The 20,777-nt window shown below is 69.3% G+C and carries 22 protein-coding genes, 1 tRNA gene and 1 pseudogene; 10 read left to right on the plus strand and 14 right to left on the minus strand.

Features of this window, described 5'->3' with window-relative positions; all coding sequences use genetic code 11:
* Positions 1-639: 639 nt before the first annotated feature.
* Both M3666_RS12055 and M3666_RS12060 read right to left on the minus strand, forming a co-directional pair.
* Positions 640-3,039, minus strand: coding sequence for a hypothetical protein (locus M3666_RS12055; protein WP_251155324.1), 2,400 nt, complete (start codon positions 3,037-3,039; stop codon positions 640-642).
* Between the two features lie 636 nt (positions 3,040-3,675).
* Entirely contained in the window at positions 3,676-4,263 is a 588-nt protein-coding gene (locus M3666_RS12060) for a hypothetical protein (RefSeq protein ID WP_251155325.1), read from the minus strand.
* 74 nt (positions 4,264-4,337) lie between these two features.
* Here M3666_RS12060 and M3666_RS12065 point away from each other — a divergent pair, with 74 nt between their 5' ends.
* Positions 4,338-4,688: a hypothetical protein gene (locus tag M3666_RS12065; protein WP_251155326.1), complete on the plus strand. Its 351-nt coding sequence runs from the start codon at positions 4,338-4,340 to the stop codon at positions 4,686-4,688.
* Here M3666_RS12065 and M3666_RS12070 read toward each other — a convergent pair.
* Positions 4,655-5,605, minus strand: coding sequence for a hypothetical protein (locus tag M3666_RS12070; RefSeq protein WP_251155327.1), 951 nt, complete (start codon positions 5,603-5,605; stop codon positions 4,655-4,657). The two genes, M3666_RS12065 and M3666_RS12070, sit on opposite strands and share 34 nt — an antisense overlap.
* Positions 5,606-5,655: 50 nt before the next feature.
* On the minus strand, positions 5,656-6,327 hold the full coding sequence (locus M3666_RS12075; RefSeq protein ID WP_251155328.1) for a hypothetical protein: 672 nt from the start codon (positions 6,325-6,327) through the stop codon (positions 5,656-5,658).
* Between the two features lie 532 nt (positions 6,328-6,859).
* Here M3666_RS12075 and M3666_RS12080 point away from each other — a divergent pair.
* A complete protein-coding gene (locus tag M3666_RS12080; RefSeq protein ID WP_251155329.1) occupies positions 6,860-7,816 on the plus strand; it encodes a hypothetical protein in 957 nt (318 codons plus the stop codon).
* A gap of 173 nt (positions 7,817-7,989) precedes the next feature.
* Here the strand turns inward: M3666_RS12080 and M3666_RS12085 are convergent.
* Positions 7,990-8,061: transfer RNA gene (locus tag M3666_RS12085), tRNA-Gln, on the minus strand.
* A gap of 94 nt (positions 8,062-8,155) precedes the next feature.
* Between M3666_RS12085 and M3666_RS12090 the strand changes: the two genes are divergently transcribed.
* Both M3666_RS12090 and M3666_RS12095 read left to right on the plus strand, forming a co-directional pair.
* Entirely contained in the window at positions 8,156-8,650 is a 495-nt protein-coding gene (locus M3666_RS12090) for a MarR family winged helix-turn-helix transcriptional regulator (RefSeq protein WP_209683931.1), read from the plus strand.
* A gap of 82 nt (positions 8,651-8,732) precedes the next feature.
* Positions 8,733-9,200 (plus strand): VOC family protein, encoded by a 468-nt coding sequence (locus M3666_RS12095; protein ID WP_251155330.1) that lies wholly within the window; start codon positions 8,733-8,735, stop codon positions 9,198-9,200.
* A 23-nt stretch (positions 9,201-9,223) separates the two neighbouring features.
* Here M3666_RS12095 and M3666_RS12100 read toward each other — a convergent pair whose 3' ends face one another.
* From M3666_RS12100 to M3666_RS17130, 9 genes and pseudogenes are all read right to left on the minus strand, one after another.
* Positions 9,224-10,546: an ABC-F family ATP-binding cassette domain-containing protein gene (locus M3666_RS12100; protein WP_374109588.1), complete on the minus strand. Its 1,323-nt coding sequence runs from the start codon at positions 10,544-10,546 to the stop codon at positions 9,224-9,226.
* Between the two features lie 56 nt (positions 10,547-10,602).
* Positions 10,603-11,071: pseudogene (locus M3666_RS17240) on the minus strand (ATP-binding cassette domain-containing protein); the annotation flags it as partial.
* Positions 11,072-11,390: 319 nt separating this feature from the next.
* Entirely contained in the window at positions 11,391-12,050 is a 660-nt protein-coding gene (locus tag M3666_RS12105) for a hypothetical protein (protein WP_251155332.1), read from the minus strand.
* Complete coding sequence (locus M3666_RS12110; protein ID WP_251155333.1) at positions 12,050-12,448, minus strand: PLD nuclease N-terminal domain-containing protein; 399 nt, start codon at positions 12,446-12,448, stop codon at positions 12,050-12,052. The genes M3666_RS12105 and M3666_RS12110 overlap by 1 nt, the downstream gene beginning before the upstream one ends.
* A gap of 58 nt (positions 12,449-12,506) precedes the next feature.
* Positions 12,507-13,175, minus strand: coding sequence for a hypothetical protein (locus M3666_RS12115; protein ID WP_251155334.1), 669 nt, complete (start codon positions 13,173-13,175; stop codon positions 12,507-12,509).
* Positions 13,172-13,579, minus strand: a complete 408-nt coding sequence (locus M3666_RS12120) for a molybdenum cofactor biosynthesis protein MoaE (RefSeq protein WP_251155335.1) — start codon at positions 13,577-13,579, stop codon at positions 13,172-13,174. Before M3666_RS12120 ends, M3666_RS12115 begins: the two co-directional genes overlap by 4 nt.
* 17 nt (positions 13,580-13,596) lie before the next feature.
* Positions 13,597-14,109, minus strand: coding sequence for a molybdenum cofactor biosynthesis protein B (locus M3666_RS12125; RefSeq protein WP_251155336.1), 513 nt, complete (start codon positions 14,107-14,109; stop codon positions 13,597-13,599).
* On the minus strand, positions 14,106-14,606 hold the full coding sequence (moaC, locus tag M3666_RS12130) for a cyclic pyranopterin monophosphate synthase MoaC (protein WP_066652259.1): 501 nt from the start codon (positions 14,604-14,606) through the stop codon (positions 14,106-14,108). The genes M3666_RS12125 and moaC overlap by 4 nt, the downstream gene beginning before the upstream one ends.
* Positions 14,603-15,844: a molybdopterin molybdotransferase MoeA gene (locus M3666_RS17130; RefSeq protein WP_251155337.1), complete on the minus strand. Its 1,242-nt coding sequence runs from the start codon at positions 15,842-15,844 to the stop codon at positions 14,603-14,605. The genes moaC and M3666_RS17130 overlap by 4 nt, the downstream gene beginning before the upstream one ends.
* A gap of 117 nt (positions 15,845-15,961) precedes the next feature.
* Between M3666_RS17130 and M3666_RS12140 the strand changes: the two genes are divergently transcribed.
* The 6 genes from M3666_RS12140 to M3666_RS12165 all read left to right on the plus strand — a co-directional run bounded on the left by M3666_RS12140 (position 15,962) and on the right by M3666_RS12165 (position 20,743).
* Positions 15,962-16,822, plus strand: coding sequence for an MTAP family purine nucleoside phosphorylase (locus tag M3666_RS12140; RefSeq protein WP_251155338.1), 861 nt, complete (start codon positions 15,962-15,964; stop codon positions 16,820-16,822).
* The gene (locus M3666_RS12145; RefSeq protein WP_251155339.1) at positions 16,819-17,892 is read left to right on the plus strand and encodes an NAD-dependent epimerase/dehydratase family protein; all 1,074 of its coding nucleotides are present in this window, start codon (positions 16,819-16,821) and stop codon (positions 17,890-17,892) included. The genes M3666_RS12140 and M3666_RS12145 overlap by 4 nt, the downstream gene beginning before the upstream one ends.
* 435 nt (positions 17,893-18,327) lie before the next feature.
* Positions 18,328-19,071, plus strand: coding sequence for a glycosyltransferase family 2 protein (locus M3666_RS12150; protein WP_251155414.1), 744 nt, complete (start codon positions 18,328-18,330; stop codon positions 19,069-19,071).
* A complete protein-coding gene (locus M3666_RS12155) occupies positions 19,068-19,718 on the plus strand; it encodes a DUF2064 domain-containing protein (protein WP_251155340.1) in 651 nt (216 codons plus the stop codon). The genes M3666_RS12150 and M3666_RS12155 overlap by 4 nt, the downstream gene beginning before the upstream one ends.
* The gene (locus tag M3666_RS12160; protein WP_066652249.1) at positions 19,715-20,377 is read left to right on the plus strand and encodes a class I SAM-dependent methyltransferase; all 663 of its coding nucleotides are present in this window, start codon (positions 19,715-19,717) and stop codon (positions 20,375-20,377) included. Before M3666_RS12155 ends, M3666_RS12160 begins: the two co-directional genes overlap by 4 nt.
* Positions 20,378-20,497: 120 nt before the next feature.
* Entirely contained in the window at positions 20,498-20,743 is a 246-nt protein-coding gene (locus tag M3666_RS12165; RefSeq protein WP_209683951.1) for a hypothetical protein, read from the plus strand.
* Positions 20,744-20,777 lie beyond the last annotated feature (34 nt).

Genomic DNA, 20,777 nt, shown 5'->3' on the forward strand with positions numbered 1-20,777 from the left:
GTGAGCCGTGAGTCTTTTCGGGATGGCGCCAAGGGGAGCGAGCAATCTACGTCAGGGGCAAGCCCATCGCTTTCCGAACGCCTCATGCACCCGCCGGAGGGCTTCGGGGTTGCCCCACTCTTCGATGCTCGAACAGTCAGTCCGTGCACGGGCAGCTACCAATCCCCAGTTGCCGACGTACTGATACGCATACCAGTAGTCAGAATCAGTGCCTGCTACCCCACCGCCAGCCGTATCCTCACCGCCGAGCGGTACTCGTTCATTGTCCGGGAATACCAACTCCCGATTTACGGGCTCGCAGGATGGCATGTCCGAGGTTTTCAGCGTCTCTACATTGAGCGGCTCGTTTTCCGGGCATGCCCGGAGTGTGGATTCTCCTTGACCCAGCTCGAGAGCGGGGCCGCCCCCTATCCCTGCGCACGCTGTCGTAGAGAACAGCATGCAAATAGCTATAACGCTAATCTTGCCAGATCGGAAACCGTCGGACATGAGAACTCTTTCCGGATAGTGATCGGCCTGCTGACCGACGGCAGGCGAACTGCAGGTGCGACGCTTACTGCAGTGTAGAGCACGAAGCTGCACCCCATCCTCGTAGCGGGTAGGGTGCAGCTTCGCTATCTGCATTCGATCTGACTCAGCCTAGATCTGCGCGTTGAAATAAACTCCGCACAGTGGGCCGCTGGCTACGCCAGTGCTGGGGGTGCTGAAGAGGCACGGGAGCTGACCGTAGTTGACATACGGAGACGAGTACACCTTGTACCATTCCGACTGAACTACGCCGAAGAAGGCTTCGTGCTTGGGCATGTTGTCGTGGTACCCGAAGATGCGGGAACCACCGAAGCCAAGCCACACCTCAACATCCGTGTCGATGGCAGGGGCCCCTGGAACGATAGGAATGGTCGCGGAAGCACGAAGGGTCGCGGCGTTGAAGTAGGGCGTGCTGAGTTCGCCACGGCCGTTCAGTTCGCTGTACGGAGCCGTCCTGCGGGCGATCTCGGTGCAGTTCGTTGCACGGAACGTGCACTTATATCCGATCGACTCACCCATCTTCTCATCGTCATAACGGACATAATGGTCGCTGCCGAAGCCGGCTCGGATGGTCTGCTGGAATCGGCCCGTTGCATTGGGATCTGATCCGCGGCCGTCTCCATGGATACCGAAGAAAGGCTTCGAGAAGTCGCCGGTGAAGCCGGGGAAGTACAGAAGCGATTCTGGGATATAGGCATTCCACCGCACAAGAACGTCAGGTGCCGAGTCAGCGAGCGACTGCGTCGACATCGAACGCGCGGAAGCGCTACTAGTGCCCATCATCAGCGAGTCGATGACAGTCCGGGCTGCGGCCCCCTCGGGGCGAGCGGGCGACGCGCCAGCAGTCGTCGTTGCACTGCGAGCAGCCATGTTCGTGGGGAACGTGACCGCTGGAAGGACCAGGCGCGCGGCGTTGAGAGCCACGGCAGACGCCGGAGCGCCCGCAAGGGTGCTGCTGCAGGCCGTCGAGGTCACATTGGTGAGCTCGCTCACCGCGTATTCGTACTGTTTGGTCGAATCAAGATTGCTGTCCGTCCAAGTCGCCGCGCAGGTGATCGCGACCGGCTTTTCCGGAGTGGGCTCCGCGTACTGCGAGTAGGGATCAATTGACAGTCTCGTGATCAAACGCGGGACGTTCGCCGAACCAAGCATGACCAGTGTGGCCTTACCGCTTGTCATCGAACCGAGCGCCACGGAGGCACGGACATCGTCACTACCGTAGCTATTGGATCGGAACTCAAATGCCGCTAGTTCGGTGCCGCTTTTCTTTGCAGCGATCCTGACAGCGGGGATATTGTCCGCGAATGACAGTGTGGTAGTCGATGAGGACGCCAAGGTGGCACCACTCAGGTCAACGGCCTCATAGCTGGTCGCTCCCGAGACCGCAGCTACGGTGAGCTGGAATCCTCCCGCGGAAGTGCGGGTGAGGGCAGTGGCTCGGAAGGCAACATGGCCGTTTGCGGCCGTGGTGGTCGGCTTAGCTACGTTAGTCATGTCGGTGGAAGACACGTTCATGCCGACGAGCGAGACCTTCTTCGCCCCAGTTCGCCAGAAGCCAAGGACATCGTTCGCCCTGCTGTTTGTGGTGAGGGCCCCCGTTGCGCCGGCAGGCAGTGCAATTCCACCAGTGCGATTCGCATGCAAAGCCGCGAGCGAAATGGACTCACGTGAATCGTTTGGTGCAACCGTGATGTTCGCCGTGTTCCGGCCTGCTGCTTGAGACTGTGCGACCGACCAAACCGCAGCCCGCAGCGGGTCGGTAGAGTCTTCCTGGTGATACGAGGCAATCTGTTCCTCGTTCATGTAAGCAGTGGGTGCTGCGGCAGGGTCTCCAATGACCGTGAGCCCCACGGTGGACGGCAGAGAGGTGAGATAGGTCTTGAGCGCATCGCCGTTCACCTCGATTTGATAGGAGATCAGCGGGAGCGCTCGGCTACCGGCATAGGCTGTTGCCAGGGAGGTCGCAAACGCGTCGTCTCGGTCGGCAAGGACGACCTCACTGGGAGATGGCCCAACTTGCGCGGCAGCAACGGTGAGAGCGAAGTCCGAAGCCCCAGAAACGCGGGTACTCACAGATGCGCCAGCAGTCTTCAGCTCACTCTCAAACGAGCTGGTGAAGTAGGTCGACGCCCTGCTCACAAGAGTGACGTCTGTCACCTTCAGAGCCTTAAGCCGTGTTTGCAACGAGCTCGCGCTCGTGCCGCTGGAGGCGACGAGGACCGGCGCGCCGAGGCGACTCGCGAGAGTCGCTCCGTTGGACGTCAGCGCGTCCGTACCCTGAACGATCACGGCCTTGCTTGAGCCGCTCGCAAAGTCAAGAGCGGCGATGTTGTCGGCCAGCGCCGCGCGATTCGCGCCCGTGACGAGCTGCGTTGTTGTCGCCGCCTGAGCGGCCTGCGGCTGGACGGCAACAGTGATGCCAGCGACCATCAGGCCGGTAGCAACGGTGGCGACGATAGCTTGCCGTCGCTTGTGCTTGGTGCGACCTAGGCGCCCAAACGTCTGCTTCATCTTAAAATCCCCTCAAATTCAGCTGAAGAGTAGCGCAGAATCTGGGCGCTGCTGGCTGCTATCCGATAGGCGACACAACCGGGCCGAAGGCGAAGAGCGGAGGACCGAGTATGAGGAGCGCGAGCGCCCCAAGGATGGTCCAGCGCAGGTCACGATCTCGGGTCCGACGCCACTCCGCTATCCCCATAACGACGGCCGCAAGATCGATCGCCCAAGCGGTAACGGCGACGAGACCCAAAACTGGCCAGAGGAACAATGAGGCGCCGCTGCCCGTAACGATGACTGGCAGCCACATCGCGAGCCACGCGAGCAAGAACAGCACGGCCGATACACGAAGAAGCCTGGCTGGTCGACGGTGCTTTACGGGCTGGGGTGCCGGCCTGTGCTGACGGGATTTGCTCACGCCGCCGACGCTACAGACGGATCAGACCAGGCGAGCGGTTGCGTGTGACGGCAATGTCTCGTGTCTGGTGCAGACCCTGGACCATCAAGCGGATCGTCGTCCCGCAGGTCGCGGCCGGCTAGGTGGTCCCCCTCGTGCCGCGTGGCGTGAACTGACATGGTCCATATTATTGGCTACAACGAACGGCTCTCAGATTGCTCATCTGATGCGCGGATCGTGTGCCAGATGCCAGCTCATTGACCGCGTCGCGCCATGATGCGGCCGGCTACGATGACGGACTCGGCCTCGACGCGCAGCTGCCAGTCGGTCGCGATCTCGGCGATCTCGCCTTCGTCGTCCGGTGCCCACTCGCCGTCGCGGGTGCTCATGCCGATCAGCGCGGCGAAGTGCAGCGCCTCGATGTGGTGCTCGATCTGGATGACGCGTAGCGGGTTCAGCAGCATCCCGGACTGCAGGTCGGCACCAAGCACGACGGTCGCGTGATCGACCGGCGCATCGACGTCCTCGAAGTTCCGAAGCACGCCGAGGATCGGGTTCGTGAACCCCTGCGACGCTTCGGCGATCGTTGCACGACGCCGGGACTCGTCGAGGTGCAGCGTCCGCCCGTACATGCCGTCGTGTGCGTGCAGGTTGCCATCAATCGGAACGTCGAGATCGTCGCTCAAGTCGCTGGGCTCGAGGGCATAGTAAGTGAGCTCGTAGGATCTCGGCTTGGCGTCGAGCTCCGCAAGGTGGCGCCGAGCTTCTCGGACGATCGGCTCTTCCGTCGCCTGTGCTCGCGCCGCTGGGTTCCCGACTCGACGCCCCTTGGTCTTCGCCACGATTGTTCCCCTGCTCCCACACGACGCCGGTCTCTAGCAGCGTAGCTGAGCAACGTTCGTTGCCAGCGGTGCTGATGACATGGTCGGAGACGATCACCGATGCGCGGGGGACCCACCTCGATCTGCTGCACGTCCGCGATGGTGTCGCGCTCTACGACGCCTGGATCAGTGCTGAGCGAGCGCACTCCGACTTCGGACGGCTCGGACTCGTCGAAGCGGGCCCGGGCAGTTACACGGTGTCGCAGTGGATGCTGTCCACCGCGCCGCTCGAGCCGTACCCGGTGCTCGACGACGCCGCGCTCGTGTTGCGCTGCTGGCACCAGATCCTCGTCGAGCGCGGCGTCTGGGCCGAGGACGAGCTCGTGCACGCGCACGGGGGTGAGGTGAGTGGTCAGCGTCCAAGGCGCTTCTTCACGACACCGTAGGTGACGGCCCCGTACTCGGCGGCCGAGAAGAACGTCCCCGGGTCGCCGTTCCCCGAACCAAACTGCAACACGGAGTACGTGAGCCCTACGGTGAATGCCAGGATGATCGCGACGTCGGTGCTGTAGCGCTGGGCGAACCGATCGAGCCCGATCACCGACAGCTGGTCACGAGTACCCGGGTTTGCCGTGTGCGTGGCATCGCCAGCGACCTCTGCGGCGGCCGCGATCTCAGCCCGCTCCTCGCGGTCGAGGTCACTGATCTCGACGACGAGGTGCTCGGCGCCAGCGCCCACGGCGTCGAAGTTCACGCCGAATGGGCCGCGGCCGACGATGGCGGACGTGACTTCGTCGAGGGCGGACACGACTCCATCGTGTCGCGATACCGGTTGCCAGAGGTCGCCCAGCGCGTCGGCCTCGGTGCCGGTCTGTCGGCGGAACGCCGCGGCCGCGAACGTCGCTGAGAGGTCGGGCTGGCGCGCGGCGAACTCGCGAGCGAATGCTGACAACTGCGACGAGTCGCCCAGCATCTTCTCGATGGACGGCGTGAGGGAACGCTTCGCCGCCTCGACGGCGAAGAGGTTTGTCTTGTCGAGGTTCGCGAGGAGCGCGTTGATCTTGGTCTCGGAGATCAGGGGACGTTGGAGCGCGAAGTCGGCCAGCCGGTCCATGTCCCGCTTGTAGCCAGCGAGGAGTTCGCTTTCCTCGACCGACCGAGCCAGGCGCGCAAACTGGTCCGCGTTACGCTCGTTAATGCGAGCCACGGTCTCTGTGATGCTCGAGCTGTTGAGCAGGTCCTGCTGGGCCCGCGTCATGCGGTCGGCGATGCTCGCGACGGAGGTGGACGCATCCAGGAACGACGACCACCGCGTGTCGTCCTGGAACACGCTGTCATCGAACGGGTTGCCGAACGCTGCCATCCGTCGATCGTCCCATGAGCGACAGACAGCCGCCGGCGGATTGCGATGTGTCAGGTTCCGCGCAGTGCCTGAGCAAGGCGGAACTGGTCCCGGTGCTGCAGCCGGATCTGATCGAGCGCCGCCACGAAAGCGTCGACGTCCTTGTCGCGACCGCTCCACCGAGCGAGAGCGCTGCTGATGTCCGAGAGGAACTGCGCTGCCACGTGCCACTGGGGTGCGACGACCACGTCGAACACGAGCGTCTGCAGCTGCTGCAGCGCCTCCTGGCTCCGCGGTGTTCCGGCGAGCATGACGGTGTCGAGCGCTCCGCGGAGAGCCTCGTAACGAGGCCGCTGCGCTGACTCATGGAGCTCGACGCTCGCCCGGTCGAGGGGAGAATCGAGACGCAACGCCTCTTCCTCAAAGACCCTGTTTGAGGTGCCCTCGCCCAGGCCGCCCTCGATCGGACGCGCCGCCCAGGCGTTGGTTCGCCGCACCTGGTCGTGCAGTGACTCGATGAGCTTGCGGATCGCGTCACGAAGCCGGCCCTCGGCTCGCTCCTGCTGCAGCTCGCGCTCGGCCGCCATGCGCCCGGCTTCGGCGTTCCTCGCGATGCGAACGGCAACGATGACCACAGCGACGCTCGCGACCGCTGCAAGGGCTGCCGTCACGCCCGTCGCGTAGTCCCACCAGTCGCGGTGACCGATGGCGTCGACGATGCGCTGAAGATGCTGCTGTTCCACCGCGTCAATGTACGGAGCGGCGCGCCAACCGCCTGCCGCAGTCAAGGTACCGGGCCCTTGCCTCTGCTCGAACACCCGGCGCTCAGTCTGACATCAGATACATCATCGGCGCGGTGCTTATGACCTCTTGGGCGCTCCGGATCCCCGACAAGCTTGGCACATAGCCTCCGCCGGAACAGTGGCGATGACGTGCTCGTCCACACAATCAGCAGCGTCGAATCCGTATAAGCAAAACTCGTTCCTGAACGCCTTTGACCTGATAGCATCGGGTCGCCTCACGTTTATGCGGTAGTCGCAACACCTCATATCGGGCGTTATTCATAAATCAACTCTAGGGGGACGATTACCGCAGGTCGAGTTTGGGACACTGTACAAGTTTGTGGCGTCAATGGGTGTGGCGTTGCTCGTTGCGGCAGTAGTCCTACCATGGATTCTTCTTCAGTCGACCAGTGTGCTCCTAATCTCGGAGCACTCTATTGATGGCCTTCCTAAGTCCACAGCCGATGCTATCGAGCGCAGGCAAGAACTTGTAGTGTGGGCACAGAAGCATTTACCCTTGCCGATTTTCCTCATTCTTGCAGTTCTTGGCCTCTGCCTGCTCGGTTGGGCTCTGGTGAAGTGGGCGCCATCCCAGACGCGCTCCGACGCGAGTGAGCGGATAGCTCTCCAGAAGAATAAAGTTGAGTTCGAGCAAATGACTCGAGACGAGATTGACAAGAAGCTCGAGGATGAAGCGACTGAGGTTGGCCCTGCGCCTCCCGCGGGAGAGGCGTCTTTCGCAGCAGCGACCGACGCACTGACGGCGGCGCAAACCGACGGGACCGCTGGAAGTGGCCCTTCGGGCGGTGCGCCGGACGCCAGTAATGTTTCTGAGGACTCTCACAAGGCGGGAACGTCTCAACCTGCTGATTCAGTGGAAGCCGAAGAAGTAAGGGAAAGCTCTGTTGAGCGATCTCGGCGAGTGATCGAGCAAATTCGATATACCGAGAATCAGGTGGCCGGGCTGTTTGAGACCGCATTTGAGGGACCCTTCGCGGTTGAGCGCGAGATAAAGATTGCCTCGGGCACCGCGCGCGGACGGGTGTTAGATATCCTTCTTGATCCAAAAGACAAGTCGCGCGCGCAACTAGGTGTCGAGGTCAAGTGGTTTGGTGCTCAAATCATGTCCGATAGGCTCAGCGACTTTCTCATGCGGCTTGCAATCACTACGCAGGACTTGTCGGCTGGCACGGTATTCACCGGGATGAGAGGCAGGCCACGCGGGGCGAAGGCGTCTGGTGTTCTCGTGTTGGTGGTCAAGGGTGAGGGCTTCGCGGCGAACGCATATCGCGTTCAGCGCCATATTTCAGAGCTGAACTCCGCGTTGAAGCGGTCCATCGGGGTGGTAATCGCTACTCCCGAGGGGTTGGAGCGAATGCAGCCGGGCGAGTTGAGAGACGCGGTAGCTTCGCTTTGGGCCGAGCCGGACAAAGTTGTCAACTTCGAATGACAAGTCGGTTCATCGAGTAAGAGCAACCGTCCTCGGCGTTCCTCGCCATACGGACCGCAGAGACGGCGATGATGACGCTGGCGATTGCGGCCATGGCTGTAGTCGTGGCGACGACGTAGTCCCACCAGTCGAGCCGCGGCAGACGGCGGGTCGCTGAACGAGCCCGGCGAGCGCTCCGCCTCCAGGATTCGAACCCGGACCTAACGGCACCAAAGGCCGTCGTGCTGCCGTTACACCAAGGCGGAACACACCGGACGGGGTGGAGCCCATCCGGTGCCCGTCCATCCTCCCACGGCCCGGGCGCTGGCCGCGCGCGACCGGTTCGGCCAAGATGGAGGGATGCCGCAGCAGGACGAGGTCGACCGGATCGTCGCGGCGTGGGGTCGGGAGCGGGGCGACCTGGACTTCGGGCCGCTCGAGGTCCTGTCCCGCGTCGACCGTCTCGCCCGGCACCTCGACCGCGCACGACGGGCCGCGTTCGACGCGAGCGACGTCGAGCCGTGGGAGTTCGACGTGCTGTCGGCGCTGCGGCGTGCAGGCGAACCGTACGAGCTCAGCCCAAAGGCGCTGCTGCAGCAGACCCTGGTGTCGAGCGGGACGATGACGAACCGGGTCGACCGGCTCGCGGCACGAGGGCTCGTGAACCGGCGGACGGACCCGCGGGACGGTCGGGGCATCCTCGTGTCCCTCACGGCGAGCGGTCGCGCGGCCGTGGACGCCGCGATCGCGGACCTGCTCCAGGCCGAGCGCGCGATCCTGTCCGGGGTGTCCGAGGACGAGCAGGCGCGGCTGTCCGGGCTGCTCCGACGACTCATCCTCGGGCTCGGCGACTGACGACCGAACGGCTCGACGGGGTCAGCTGGCTCGACGAGGTCGGCCCGGTCGAGTGGATCGGCCGGGGCGTAGCCTGCCCGGCATGCACGCCATCACCCTCGCCGTGGCCGACGTCGGACGATCGGCAGCCTTCTACCGCGCACTGCTCGGCATCGACGGCAGCGGCGTCATCGGGACCGAGTACCCGTCGAGCGACACGGAGGCCGGCGGCACCACCGCGATGTTCACCCTCGACGACGGGTTGATCGTCAGCGTCTACGGGCGCGAGGACATGCGGAAGGACTCCGGCGTCGCACTCGCCGAGGCTCCGAGCACCACCATCGGGCACTTCGAGCCGTCGCATGAGGCCGCACAGGCGTTCCTCGACCGTGCGGCAGCCGCTGGAGCGACGATGCTCGCGGCGCCGTACACGCGCCCGTGGGGCATGTGGTCCGGCTTCTTCCAGGACCCGGACGGCCACCTCTGGGAGGTCGTGGCGAACCCCGGTGGCGGTGACCCGGCCGGAGCGGTCCCCGAGCAGGACAGCATCGACCCGGAGTCGATCGAGTAGCGTCCCCGAGCCCGCGGCCCCCGCTACACCCCGAGCTGCTCGGCCACCTCGAGCCAGCGCTCCTCGAGCTGCTCGACCTCGGCGTCGAGCCCGCCGAGCTTCGTCTGCAGCGCCCCGAGCCCCGCGTAGTCGGACTGGTCGTGCGCGGCGAACGCGTCGAGCAGCTTCTGCCGGTCCTGCCCCGCCTTCGCGATCTTCCGGTCGAGGGCCGACATCTCCTTCTCCGCGGTGCGACGGTCCGCACCCGACAGACCGGGTGCGGCAGGGGCGCTGGACCCGGCCGCGGCACCGCCGGAGCCGCCTGCCGGAGCCGTGTCGGGCCTCCCGGCCGAGGCGGCGGCGGCCGCAGCAGCCGTCTGCGGGACGGAACCGGACGCGCGCAGCCGCATGTACTCGTCGACGCCGCCGGGCAGGTGCCGGAGGTGCCCGCCGAGGACCGCGTACTGCTGGTCGGTGACCCGCTCGAGCAGGTACCGGTCGTGCGACACGACGAGCAGGGTGCCCGGCCAGGTGTCGAGCAGGTCCTCCATCGCGGCGAGCATGTCGGTGTCGAGGTCGTTCGTGGGCTCGTCGAGGATCAGCACGTTCGGCTCGTCGAGCAGGATGAGCATGAGCTGCAGGCGGCGCTTCTGCCCGCCGGAGAGGTCCTTGACCGGCGTGGACAGCTGCTCCGAGGTGAAGCCGAGCCGCTCGAGCAGCTGCGACGGCGTCATCTCCTTGCCGTCTGCGATGTAACTCGTCTTCTTGCGGGCGACGACCTCGCGGACACGGTCGTCCGCGAACTGCTGCAGGTCGGCGAGCTGCTGGTCGAGCACCGCGACCTGCACGGTCTTGCCGGTCTTCACGCGGCCGGTGGTCGGCTGCAGCTTGCCGGACACCAGGTTGAGGAGCGTGGACTTGCCCGCACCGTTCGGTCCGAGGATGCCGGTCCGCTCCCCCGGTGCGATCCGCCACTCGACGTCACGCAGGATCACGTCGTCGCCGAACGAGACACCGATGTCGAGCAGGTCGACGACGTCCTTGCCCAGCCGGGCGGTCGCCATCTGCGACAGGCCGACGGTGTCGCGGATCGGCGGCACGTCGTCGATCAGGGCGTTCGCCGCGTCGATGCGGAACTTCGGCTTGCTGGTCCGCGCGGGGGCACCGCGGCGGAGCCAGGCGAGCTCCTTGCGGGCCAGGTTCTGCCGCCGCTGCTCGCTCGCGGCTGCCTGCCGGTCACGCTCGACGCGCTGCAGGATGTACGCCGCGTAGCCGCCCTCGAACGGCTCGACGACACCGTCGTGGACCTCCCACGTGTCGGTCGACACCGCGTCGAGGAACCACCGGTCGTGCGTCACGACGACCATGCCGCCCTGGTTCGACGACCACCGGCGGTTGATGTGGTCGGCGAGCCACTGGATGCCCTCGACGTCGAGGTGGTTCGTCGGCTCGTCGAGGAACAGCACGTCCCAGTCACCCACGAGCAGCTTCGCGAGCGCGATCCGTCGCCGCTGCCCACCGGACAGGTCGTCCACCGTGGCCTCCCACGGGATGTCGGACACGAGGCCGCCGATGATGTCGCGGATCTTCGGGTCCCCGGCCCACTCGTGTTCCTCGAGCTCGCCGACGACGATGCTGCCGACGGTCGCCCCCGCAGGCAGGACGTCGCGCTGGTCGAGGTACCCGACGGTCAGGCCCCGCCGATGGGTGACGCGGCCGGCGTCCGGCTCGAGGCGCTGCGCGAGCAGGGCGAGCAGGGTCGACTTGCCGTCACCGTTGCGGCCGACGACGCCGATGCGGTCGCCCTCGTCGAGGCCGAGGGTGACGCTGTCGAAGACGACACGGGTGGGGAACTCGAGATGCACGTTCTCGGCGCCGAGGAGATGAGCCACCCGTCAAGGGTAGGCGGCGCGGCGGGGTGCGGGTGCCGCGGGGTGCGGGTGCCGCGGGGCGCGGGCGTGTCCGGCGGTCGTAGGTGTCGAACCAGGTTTCCGACATCGAACCAGGGCGGGCGGCTGGTTCGACGTCGGGAACGTGGTTCGACGCAGGCTCGCGTCGTCTGCGCGACCGCGGGAGTGGGTGTGCGGCTCGTGGTGCGGTGCGCTCCCGGACAACCGTCGGCACGTCGCGCCACGGAGTCCCGTGGCGCGACGGGCTCCGCGTTGTGCGCGACCGCACGACGGCCCCCTCAGCCCGGCCGGGAGGCGCGGCTCAGCCCGCGGGCTCCGGCTCGCGTTCGACGCGGGGCGGGTTGCGCTCGACGAAGGCTCGGTACTGCGCCCGCCAGCGCAGCGCCAGGGCGAGGACGACCGCGAAGAAGACCAGCGCGACGGCCTGGATCGCAGTGAACGCCGACCACGTGGTCGTCAACAGGTTCCCGCTCCAGAGGAGCAGGAAGCCGGGCGCCAACGCGACGCTGAGTGTGGTGTCCCGCCGTCGCCGCTCCGCCACCGCGCGAAGCACGTCCGTCCGTCCGGCAGGCCGTGCCGAGACACCGCGTGCCATCCGGTCGATCGCTCGTCGCTCGCGCGCCCGGAGGCCCGATGTCGGGTCGTTCCCCAGCGGTGGGAACGTGTTGCGGCGGAGCAGCCAGACGATCGCGGCGACCCAGGCAACGATGGCTGGCACCAGCAACACGGCCCCCACCGCGCCCTGGAGGCCACCTCGCTGTTCCACGTGGAGATCGATCTCGGGTCCGGACCACACGCCGACGAAGACACCACCGACGAGGGCGACCATCACCAGTACGACCAGGACCACCCGCCACTGCTGCCGACGCCGACGCACCGCGGGGAGCGGCCGTCCGGCGATGGTCTCGGCCACGGTCTCCCACGTCGCGTCGGAGATCGGGTCGCCCGAGTTGCGCCGCATCAGCTCCCCGGGGTCGGCTCGCCCTCGCCCGCGGCCTCCTTGGCACGCCCAAGGCGCGCCTGCGCCTCCCAGTACTCGATCTCGCGTTCGAGCGCAGCGAGCTCTTGCTCGGTGCCGTTCACGCGCTTGTCGCCGTGGGCGGCGCGGGCGTGACCGATGCTGGCGTACCGGTCCTCGTGACGGTTCGGCTCGAGGTAGCGGCCGTGGTTCCGGTCGTTCGCGCTCCAGTCGTGCCCGACGGCGAACCACACGATGCTGCCGACCACGGGCACGAAGATGCAGATCAGGACCCAGGCGAACTTCGGGAGTCCGCGGACCTGGTCCTCGCCCCGGGTGACGATGTCGATCAGGGCGAAGACGAGCAGCACGATCCCCGCGCCGTACAGCAGAACGCTCATGGCTCCGGAGTCTATGGATCCGCCGAGTGCGGGACCATGCCCTGAACGAGTGCCGGGATCACGATCGGGCGTCGGTCTCCTGCGCGGTTCCACAGGTCTCGGCCGTGGTGACGTCGAGAGCGCCCCCGGCCAGCGGGTGCTGCGTCAGCCACCGTCGCGCGGCGAGGGTGTCCCGAGCGGGAACGACGACGGCTGCGATGTTCACCACAGCGAGCGCGGCGTACATCGGCCAGAGCGTGCCACCGACGGCAGCACTGCCCACCCAGAGCACCGCCGTGGCACAGAACCACACCAGCTCTGTTCCCGACGCTGCCTGCACGGCCGCGGCGGTCACGACGTCGTGACGGTCGTCCGGCACGAAGCGGCGGCCGTGGAACGCCTGCCGGACCGCGTGCCGCTCGCGCGTCTGCAGGATCGCCACCACCGGCGCTGGCGCCGGTCCGGCGCGTCGACGTGCCGCGGCCGCTCGGATGATCTGCGTGAGCAGGAGGACGAGCGCGCCGAGGGCGACGCCGATCGACACCACCGTCCTCGCGGGTGCCTCGGGTGGCACCGTGAGTGCCAGCGCGACCAGGACGGCGACGATCCCCGCAGACCCGCCGAGGACCCGTGCGACGGCACCCGCCGATCGCTGACGGTCGGCCGGGGCAGCAACCGCGAGCACGGCCTCCGCGCGCTCCTGCGCGAGTGCCCACCGGTGACCGGCCGCGGTCTCCTCGTCCGTCACAGCGCAGCGACCCACTCGTCCGTGCCGTCGGTGAACTCCTGACGCTTCCAGATCGGCGTCCGCTCCTTCACCAGGTCGACGAGCGCGGCGCAGGCTGCGAAGGCCTCGGCACGGTGCGGCGACGACACTGCTGCGGCGAGCGCCACGTCCCCGATGCCGAGCGCGCCGACGCGGTGCAGCACGGCGATGCGGACCTCGGGGTGGTCGACGGCGATCGTCCGGGCGACCTCGGCGATGACGTCTCCCGCGCTCGGGTGCCGTTCGTAGTCGAGTGCCGTGACGCCCTTGCCCTCGTCGTGGTCGCGGACGACCCCGGCGAAGGTCACGACGGCGCCGTCGCGGTCGGTCGTGACGGCAGCGGAGACCTCGTCCACCGTGATCACCCGGTCCACGACGTCGGCCACGACGACACGGTCGCCGCTCACGACGCGCTCCGGGGTGCGTGGCCCTCGCCGTGCAGCTGGGCCAGCACGTGGTCGAGCACCCCGTCCAGCACCGCGAGCCCGTCGGCGACGCCCCCGCGCGACCCGGGCAGGGTCACGACGACGGTGCGGCCACCGGCGATGCCCGCGACCCCGCGGGTCAGCAGCGCGGTCGGACCGGCACCGTCGAGTCCGCGCCGGCGGATCTCCTCGGTGATGCCCGGCAGCTCGAGGTCGATCAGGGGTGCGACGGCCTCGGGCGTGCGGTCGGTCGGGGTCACGCCCGTACCGCCCGTGGTGACGACGACCTTCGCGTCCGCGAGGAGCTCGGCGGACACCGTCTCGGCGATCGGGCCGCCGTCGGGCACGATCGTCGGCTCGGCGACGGCGAAGCCGCGTTCGCGCAGCCATGCGGCGATGACGGGTCCGGTGCGGTCGAGCGCGGGGTCGGTCGAGGCCTGCGTGGAGACCACGACGACGCCCGCGCGGCCCCTGGTCGGTTCGGGGTTCATCGGTTGCTCCAGTCGCCCGAGCGCCCGCCGTGCTTCTCGAGCACCCGGACGTCCGTGATCACGGCCGTGCGGTCGACGGCCTTCACCATGTCGTACACGGTCAGTGCCGCGACGCTCGCGCCGGTCAGGGCCTCCATCTCGACACCGGTGCGGGAGGTCGTGCGCACGGAGACCTCGATCCGCACGCGGTCGCCGTCGCCGGTGATGTCCACCTCGACCCCGGCGATGGGCAGCGGGTGGCAGAGCGGCACCAGGTCCGACGTCTTCTTGACGGCCATGATCGCCGCGATCCGGGCGGTGCCGATCACCTCTCCCTTGGGCAGCGACCCGTCGAGGATCCGCTCGACGACGTCGGTGCGGGTCACCAGCGTGGCCGTGGCCGTGGCCGAGCGGGCAGTGACGTCCTTGTCGGACACGTCGACCATGTGCGCGGTGCCGTCGGCGCGGACGTGGGAGAGCTCGGCGTCGCGCACGCCGTTCGGGTGGTCGTCGGTCATCGGAGGCTCCAGACGGTCAGCGGGTCCCCCGGTTCGACGGAGTCGGTGCCGAGGGGGACGTGGACGAGGTGGGTGGCAGCGGCGAGGTGCCCGAGCAGGTGCGAGCTCGGCCCGCCCACGAAGTGCACACGCCCGTCGGCGACCCGGCCGCGGCGGACCTGGTGCTTGCCGACGGGTGAGCTCGCCGACTCGGCGGCCGGCAGCTCGGCGGTCGGGCGGTCCGGTGCACCGACGAGGGCCGCGAGCGCCGGCCGCAGGAACACCTCGAACGACACGAGGGCGGACACGGGGTTGCCCGGGAACGCCACGACCGGCACTCGTCGACCGGCGAGGTCGACGAGTCCGAGGGCCTGGGGTCCGCCGGGCTGCATCGCGACCGGGGTCACGGCGAGTCCGCGCGGCTCGAGCACCTGACGCACGACCTCGTACGCCCCCGCACTGATCCCACCGGTGGTCAGGACGACGTCGGCCCAGTCACCGACGGCCGACTCGAGCCCCGGCAGGAAGGCGTCCGGGGCGTCGCTGAGCCGGACGCCACGGGCGATCGCACCGACCTCGGCCAGGGCCGCACGGAGCGCGACACCGTTCGCGTCGCGGATCACCGCGCCCGTTCCGTCGAGCCCGTCAGGCGCGGCGTCACCGGCGAGTTCGCTGCCGGTGGACACGACGAGCACGTGGACCGGGCGGACCACGGACACCTCGCCGACACCCGCCGAGGCCAGGGCCCCCAGGAGCGCCGGCGTCACCGGGGACCCGGCCGGGGCGAGCTCGGCGCCGACGGCGACGTCGCTGCCGACCCGGCGGACGAACGTCCCGGTGGTCGTCCCGGCGGGCACGGTCAGCACGTCGAGCCCCAGCGCCGCGGGGAACGCCCCCGGCGGTGTCGCCTCCACCGGCACGACGGCGTCCGCGCCCTCGGGGATCCGCGCCCCGGTCATGATCGGCGCAGCGGTGCCCGGGCCGAGCGGTGCCGGCACGGCCCCGGCGGGGATCGGGTCGACCACGCGGACGTCGTTGCCGGCATCGGTCGACCGGACGGCGAACCCGTCCATCTGGCTGTTGTCGAACACCGGCAGCGGGACCGGCGCGGAGACGGCCCGGGTGAGCACCCGGTACCCACGGCCGGCACCGGCGCCGTCCGCCAGCGCGTCGAGCGGCAGGGTCTCCTCCGCCCGCGCAGCGAGCACGGGCGCGAGGAGCGCGGCGACCTCGTCGCGGTGCTGACCGATCGTGCGCACGGATGCCTCCGAACCTCGTGGGGACGCCCCGTTCCCGGTCGATGCCGGAGGGGCGTCAGTAGCGTATCCAGGGCGCACCACGCGCCGAGGACATCCGGAGGACCTGTGGAGGACCACGTGACCACGACCGAACCTGTGGACGGAACAACGGCTCGCATCGGGGTGATCGGGGGCTCCGGCCTCTACCGCCTCTTCGAGGAGGGCACCGCCGACGAGATCACCGTCGACACGCCCTACGGCCCGACGTCGAGTCCGATCACGGTCGGCACGATGGCCGGCAAGCGCGTCGCCTTCCTCACCCGCCACGGTCGCGAGCACTCGGTCGCCCCGCACCTGATCAACCACCGCGCGAACGTCTGGGCCCTCCGGTCCCTCGGCGTACGTGCGATCGTCTCGTCGAGCGCGGTCGGTGGCCTGCACCCGGACTACGCCCCCGGCACCTTCGTCGTGACCGACCAGCTGATCGACCGCACCTGGGGCCGGAAGGACACGTTCTTCGAGGACCAGGTGCAGCACCTGTCCTTCGCCGACCCCTTCGACCCGGTGCTCCGCCGCGCCGCGATCGACGCCGTCGCCGCACTCGACGTGCCCTTCCGGCCGACGGGCACGTGCGTCGTCATCCAGGGCCCGCGCTTCTCGACCCGCGCGGAGTCGACCTGGATGCGCGAGGCCGGCGGCCACACGATCAACATGACGATGACGCCCGAGGTGCCGCTCGCTGCCGAGCTCGGCATCGGCACGGTCAACCTGTCCTTCGTGACCGACGCCGACGCCGGCCTGGCCCCCACCGAGGACGAGGCGGCACGGTCCACCGAGGCCCCTGTCACCCACGGCGCCGTCATGGAGCGCCTGGCCCGCGCGAACGAGGTCATCGTCCGCGCCATCGGCGGCGTCGTCGCCGCGTTGCCCGACGACTACACCCCGCGCGAGCTCGTCCCCGCTGCCGCCAGCGCCAGTGTCCTCGGGGCGACGGCGTGAGCCGCCTGCTCGTCACCGGCGGCGCGGGCTTCATCGGGTCCGCGATCGTCCGTCGCGCCCTCGCCGAGGGGCACGAGGTCCGCGTGCTCGACTCCCTGCGTGACGACGTGCACGGCGACCCGGCCGAGGTCGTCCGCGCCCACGAGCAGCAGGGCCTGTCGTTCGTGCACGGTGACGTCCGTGACCGTGTCGCCCTCGAGGCGGCGCTCGACGGCGTCGACGTCGTCTGCCACCAGGCGGCCAAGGTCGGCCTCGGCGTCGACTTCCAGGACGCCCCGGACTACGTGTCGTCCAACGACGCCGGGACCGCGCACGTGCTCGCCGGTATGGACCGGCACGGCATCGGCCGCCTGGTCGTCGCGAGCTCGATGGTGGTCTACGGCGAGGGCGCGTACGAGACCGCCGACGGCGAGCCGATGCGGCCACCGGCACGACGACGCGAGGACCTCGACGCCGGACGCTTCGACCCGATCGGGCCCGACGGTCGCGCGCTCGTGCCCGGGCTGATCGACGAGTCGGCCGCCCTGGACCCCCGCAACGTCTACGCGCAGACGAAGGTCGCGCAGGAGCACCTGGCCTCGTCGTGGGCCCGCGCGACCGGCGGTACCGCGATCGCCCTGCGCTACCACAACGTCTACGGGCCGGGCATGCCGTCGAACACCCCGTACGCCGGCGTCGCGTCGCTCTTCCGCTCGGCCCTGGCCCGCGGCGAGGCACCCCGCGTCTTCGAGGACGGCCGCCAGCGTCGCGACTTCGTGCACGTGGACGACGTCGCGGGTGCCAACGCCGCGTCGATCGCCGCGACCGCGGAGCTGCCCGCCGAGACCTTCCGCGCGTACAACGTGGGCTCGGGCGTCGTGCACACCATCGGTGACATGGCCGCGGCCATCGCCGGGCCGGACGGCCCGCAGCCGATCGTCACCGGGGAGTACCGACTCGGAGACGTCCGGCACGTCACGGCGTCGTCCGAGCGGATCCGTTCGGAGCTCGGCTGGCACGCGCAGGTCGACTTCGAGCAGGGCATGCGTGACTTCGCGACCGCACCGCTCCGCGCCGCCGTGCAGCGGTGACGCAGCGTCCAGCGGACGACGCCGCCTGAGACTCGTCTCAGCGGACACGGCTCGCGCCTCGGGGCGCGAGCCGTGTCCGCCCAGGCGAGTCTCGCGTCCGCCACCGCACCAGCGCGGGACGCCACCGCACCAGCGCGAGACGCCACCGCACCAGCGCGGGACGCCACCGCACCAGCGCGGGGCGAGCACGCACCACCCGCCCGCGCACGCGGACCCGGGACCGCACCCGGGCCTCCCGGCCGTCCCCCGATCGCGGGCCAGACGGTCCGATCACCGCGCTCGACACGCCCCGGGGGACAGGATCCTGTACCCCGCGACGTGTCATCGTGTTACGTCGTGAGCATGGACCGAACCCCACCCGCCGGCGACCAGCCCGACGAGGACGCGACGCGCGCGACCGGAGATCGGCCCCGTCGCCAGGGCGACCCGCACCGAATGGACCACATGACCGTCGACGTGATCCTCCCCTGCCTGGACGAGGCGGACGCGCTCCCGCGCGTCATCGGCCGCCTGCCCGAGGGGTACCGCGCCATCGTCGTCGACAACGGCTCGACCGACGGATCCGCCGACGTCGCCCGCGCCCACGGCGCGACGGTCGTCACCGAACCGGTCAAGGGCTTCGGCTCGGCGTGTGCCGCCGGCGTCGCCGCCGCGACCGCGGAGTACGTCGCGTTCTGCGACGCCGATGCCTCGATGGACCCCGCGGAGCTGCCCGACCTCGTCGCCCGCGTGGCCGACGGGCGGACCGACCTCGCCCTCGGTCGGCGCGTGCCGACCACCCGTGGCGCGTGGGCGCCGCACGCCCGCTTCGCGAACCGCGTGCTCGCGGTCCTGATGCGCCGCGCCACCGGCTACCGCCTCCGCGACCTCGGCCCGATGCGCGTCATGCGCCGCGCCGACCTGGTCGCCCTCGACCTGCAGGACCGACGCAGCGGCTACCCGCTCGAGATGGTCCTGGCGGCACACGCGGCCGGGTGGCGGGTCGACGAGTCCGACATCGGGTACGCCCAGCGCGTCGGTGACAGCAAGGTCACCGGCACGCTCCGCGGGACGGTCAACGCCGTCCGCGACATGTCCCGTCTGCTGCGCGAGTACGGCCGGGAGGCACGCCCCCGCGTGATCGCGCCCGGTCCGGCCCGCGACGTGGCCGGGTCCACCACGGAAGGAGCACGCTCATGACGGACGTCACGGTGGTCGTCGTGGCCAAGGAGTGCCTGCCCGGCAAGGTCAAGACCCGGCTGACGCCGGCCCTGACCCCGGAGGGTGCCGCCCGCGTCGCCTCGGCCGCGCTGGCCGACACGATCGCGACGGTGCGTGCCCTGCCCGCCGCGCGCCGCGTGCTGCTCTACGACGGCGTCGTCCTGCCCGAGGGCACCGACGACTTCGAGGTCCTGCACCAGGTCGGTGGCGGGCTCGACGAACGCCTCGGGGCGATGTTCGACGCTATGACCGGTCCGACGCTGCTCGTCGGCATGGACACCCCGCAGGCCACCCCCGAGCACCTCGCACCCGTGTTCGACGACCCGGACCGCGACGCGTGGTTCGGTCCGGCGGACGACGGTGGCTTCTGGTCGCTGTACCTGCGCGAGCCCGACGGCGCCCTGCTCCGCGCCGTCCCGATGTCGCAGGACGACACGGGCGCCGTGCAGCTCGCGCGCCTGACCGACGCCGGCCTGTCGGTCGGCACCCTGCCCGCGCTGCTCGACGTCGACACCGTCGCGGACGCCGAGCAGGTCGCCGCCCTCGCGCCGACCTCGCGCTTCGCCACGGCCTTCGCCGCCGAGCACGACACGACCATGACCACGACGACCGGAGGTGCCCGATGACGATGCACGACACCGTCACGTTCGGCGCCGGCGGCGGCGAGCCGTACGCCCGCGCCCTGCAGACCGACGGCCACCTGCGCCTGACCGACCCGGAGCGTCCCGACGTCGAGGTCACGATGGACGTCGGCCGGTGGAGCGCCGCAGCCGACCGGATCGACCGTTCCCTCCTCGAGGGCGCGGACGGCCCCGTGATCGACATCGGGTGCGGCCCCGGTCGCATGCTCGTCGCCGCCCGGGCGCTCGGCATCCCCTCGCTCGGCGTGGACGTCTCCGCCGAGGCCGTCGCGATCGCCCGACGCTCCGGCGGCACGGCCGTGCAGGGCTCGGTGTTCGACCCGATCCCCGACGAGGGCCGCTGGGACACCGCCCTCGTGATCGACGGCAACATCGGCATCGGCGGCGACCCGGTCGCGCTCCTGGCCCGGTGCGGCGAGATCGTCCGCGACGGCGGCCGCGTGGTCGTCGAGACCCACGTGGACCGCGCGGCGGACCGTGCGTTCACCGCGCACGTGGTCGACGTGGACGGCAACCGGAGCGAGGGCTTCCCGTGGGCCGAGGTCGGCGTCGACGCACTCCTCCGTCACGCGGCCACGGCGGGGCTGCGAGCCCGGCAGAGCTGGACCGCCGACGGACGGACGTTCTGCGAACTCGTCGCGTGACCGCGTCGCGTTGTCTTGCATGATTCAAGACAACGCGGTAGCGTCGTGGGCAACAGCCGACGGCGTCCTGGTCGTCGGTCCGACGACCCGGGACCCTCGGCACGACGACGAGGAGCACCCGTGCAGAACCGACAGAACCCCCTCGGCGGCGCCTACGTCTCCGGTCTCGAGCAGCGCGACGAGCTCGGCGCGTACACGGTCGAGGCCGCATGGCGCCCGGTCGGCAGCTACACCGGCACCGGGGCGGGCCGTGCGCTCGGCCGCTTCGTGGACACCCAGTTCCGCCGTCCCGGCACCGCGACGTCCTCGACGCGGACCGTGACCGGCTCGCTGCGGACGACGACCGGGTCGTTCCGGACCGCCTGAGCCCCGGCTCCCCCAGACCGCGAGCGGTCGCCCG

The sequence above is a fragment of the Curtobacterium sp. ODYSSEY 48 V2 genome, from assembly GCF_023712625.1.
Taxonomy (GTDB): domain Bacteria; phylum Actinomycetota; class Actinomycetes; order Actinomycetales; family Microbacteriaceae; genus Curtobacterium.

Bases quoted from the DNA above. Each gene is read 5' to 3' on its own strand.
- M3666_RS12110 (WP_251155333.1), bottom strand. From the start codon at position 12,448: ATGAGCGTTCTGCTGTACGGCGCGGGGATCGTGCTGCTCGTCTTCGCC.
- M3666_RS12090 (WP_209683931.1), top strand. From the start codon at position 8,156: ATGCCGCAGCAGGACGAGGTCGACCGGATCGTCGCGGCGTGGGGTCGG.
- M3666_RS12095 (WP_251155330.1), top strand. From the start codon at position 8,733: ATGCACGCCATCACCCTCGCCGTGGCCGACGTCGGACGATCGGCAGCC.
- M3666_RS12160 (WP_066652249.1), top strand. From the start codon at position 19,715: ATGACGATGCACGACACCGTCACGTTCGGCGCCGGCGGCGGCGAGCCG.
- M3666_RS12105 (WP_251155332.1), bottom strand. From the start codon at position 12,050: ATGCGGCGCAACTCGGGCGACCCGATCTCCGACGCGACGTGGGAGACC.
- M3666_RS12055 (WP_251155324.1), bottom strand. From the start codon at position 3,039: ATGAAGCAGACGTTTGGGCGCCTAGGTCGCACCAAGCACAAGCGACGG.
- M3666_RS12070 (WP_251155327.1), bottom strand. From the start codon at position 5,605: ATGGCAGCGTTCGGCAACCCGTTCGATGACAGCGTGTTCCAGGACGAC.
- M3666_RS12155 (WP_251155340.1), top strand. From the start codon at position 19,068: ATGACGGACGTCACGGTGGTCGTCGTGGCCAAGGAGTGCCTGCCCGGC.
- M3666_RS12125 (WP_251155336.1), bottom strand. From the start codon at position 14,109: ATGAACCCCGAACCGACCAGGGGCCGCGCGGGCGTCGTCGTGGTCTCC.
- M3666_RS12150 (WP_251155414.1), top strand. From the start codon at position 18,328: ATGGACCACATGACCGTCGACGTGATCCTCCCCTGCCTGGACGAGGCG.
- M3666_RS12100 (WP_374109588.1), bottom strand. From the start codon at position 10,546: ATGGTCGTCGTGACGCACGACCGGTGGTTCCTCGACGCGGTGTCGACC.
- M3666_RS12065 (WP_251155326.1), top strand. From the start codon at position 4,338: ATGACATGGTCGGAGACGATCACCGATGCGCGGGGGACCCACCTCGAT.
- moaC (WP_066652259.1), bottom strand. From the start codon at position 14,606: ATGACCGACGACCACCCGAACGGCGTGCGCGACGCCGAGCTCTCCCAC.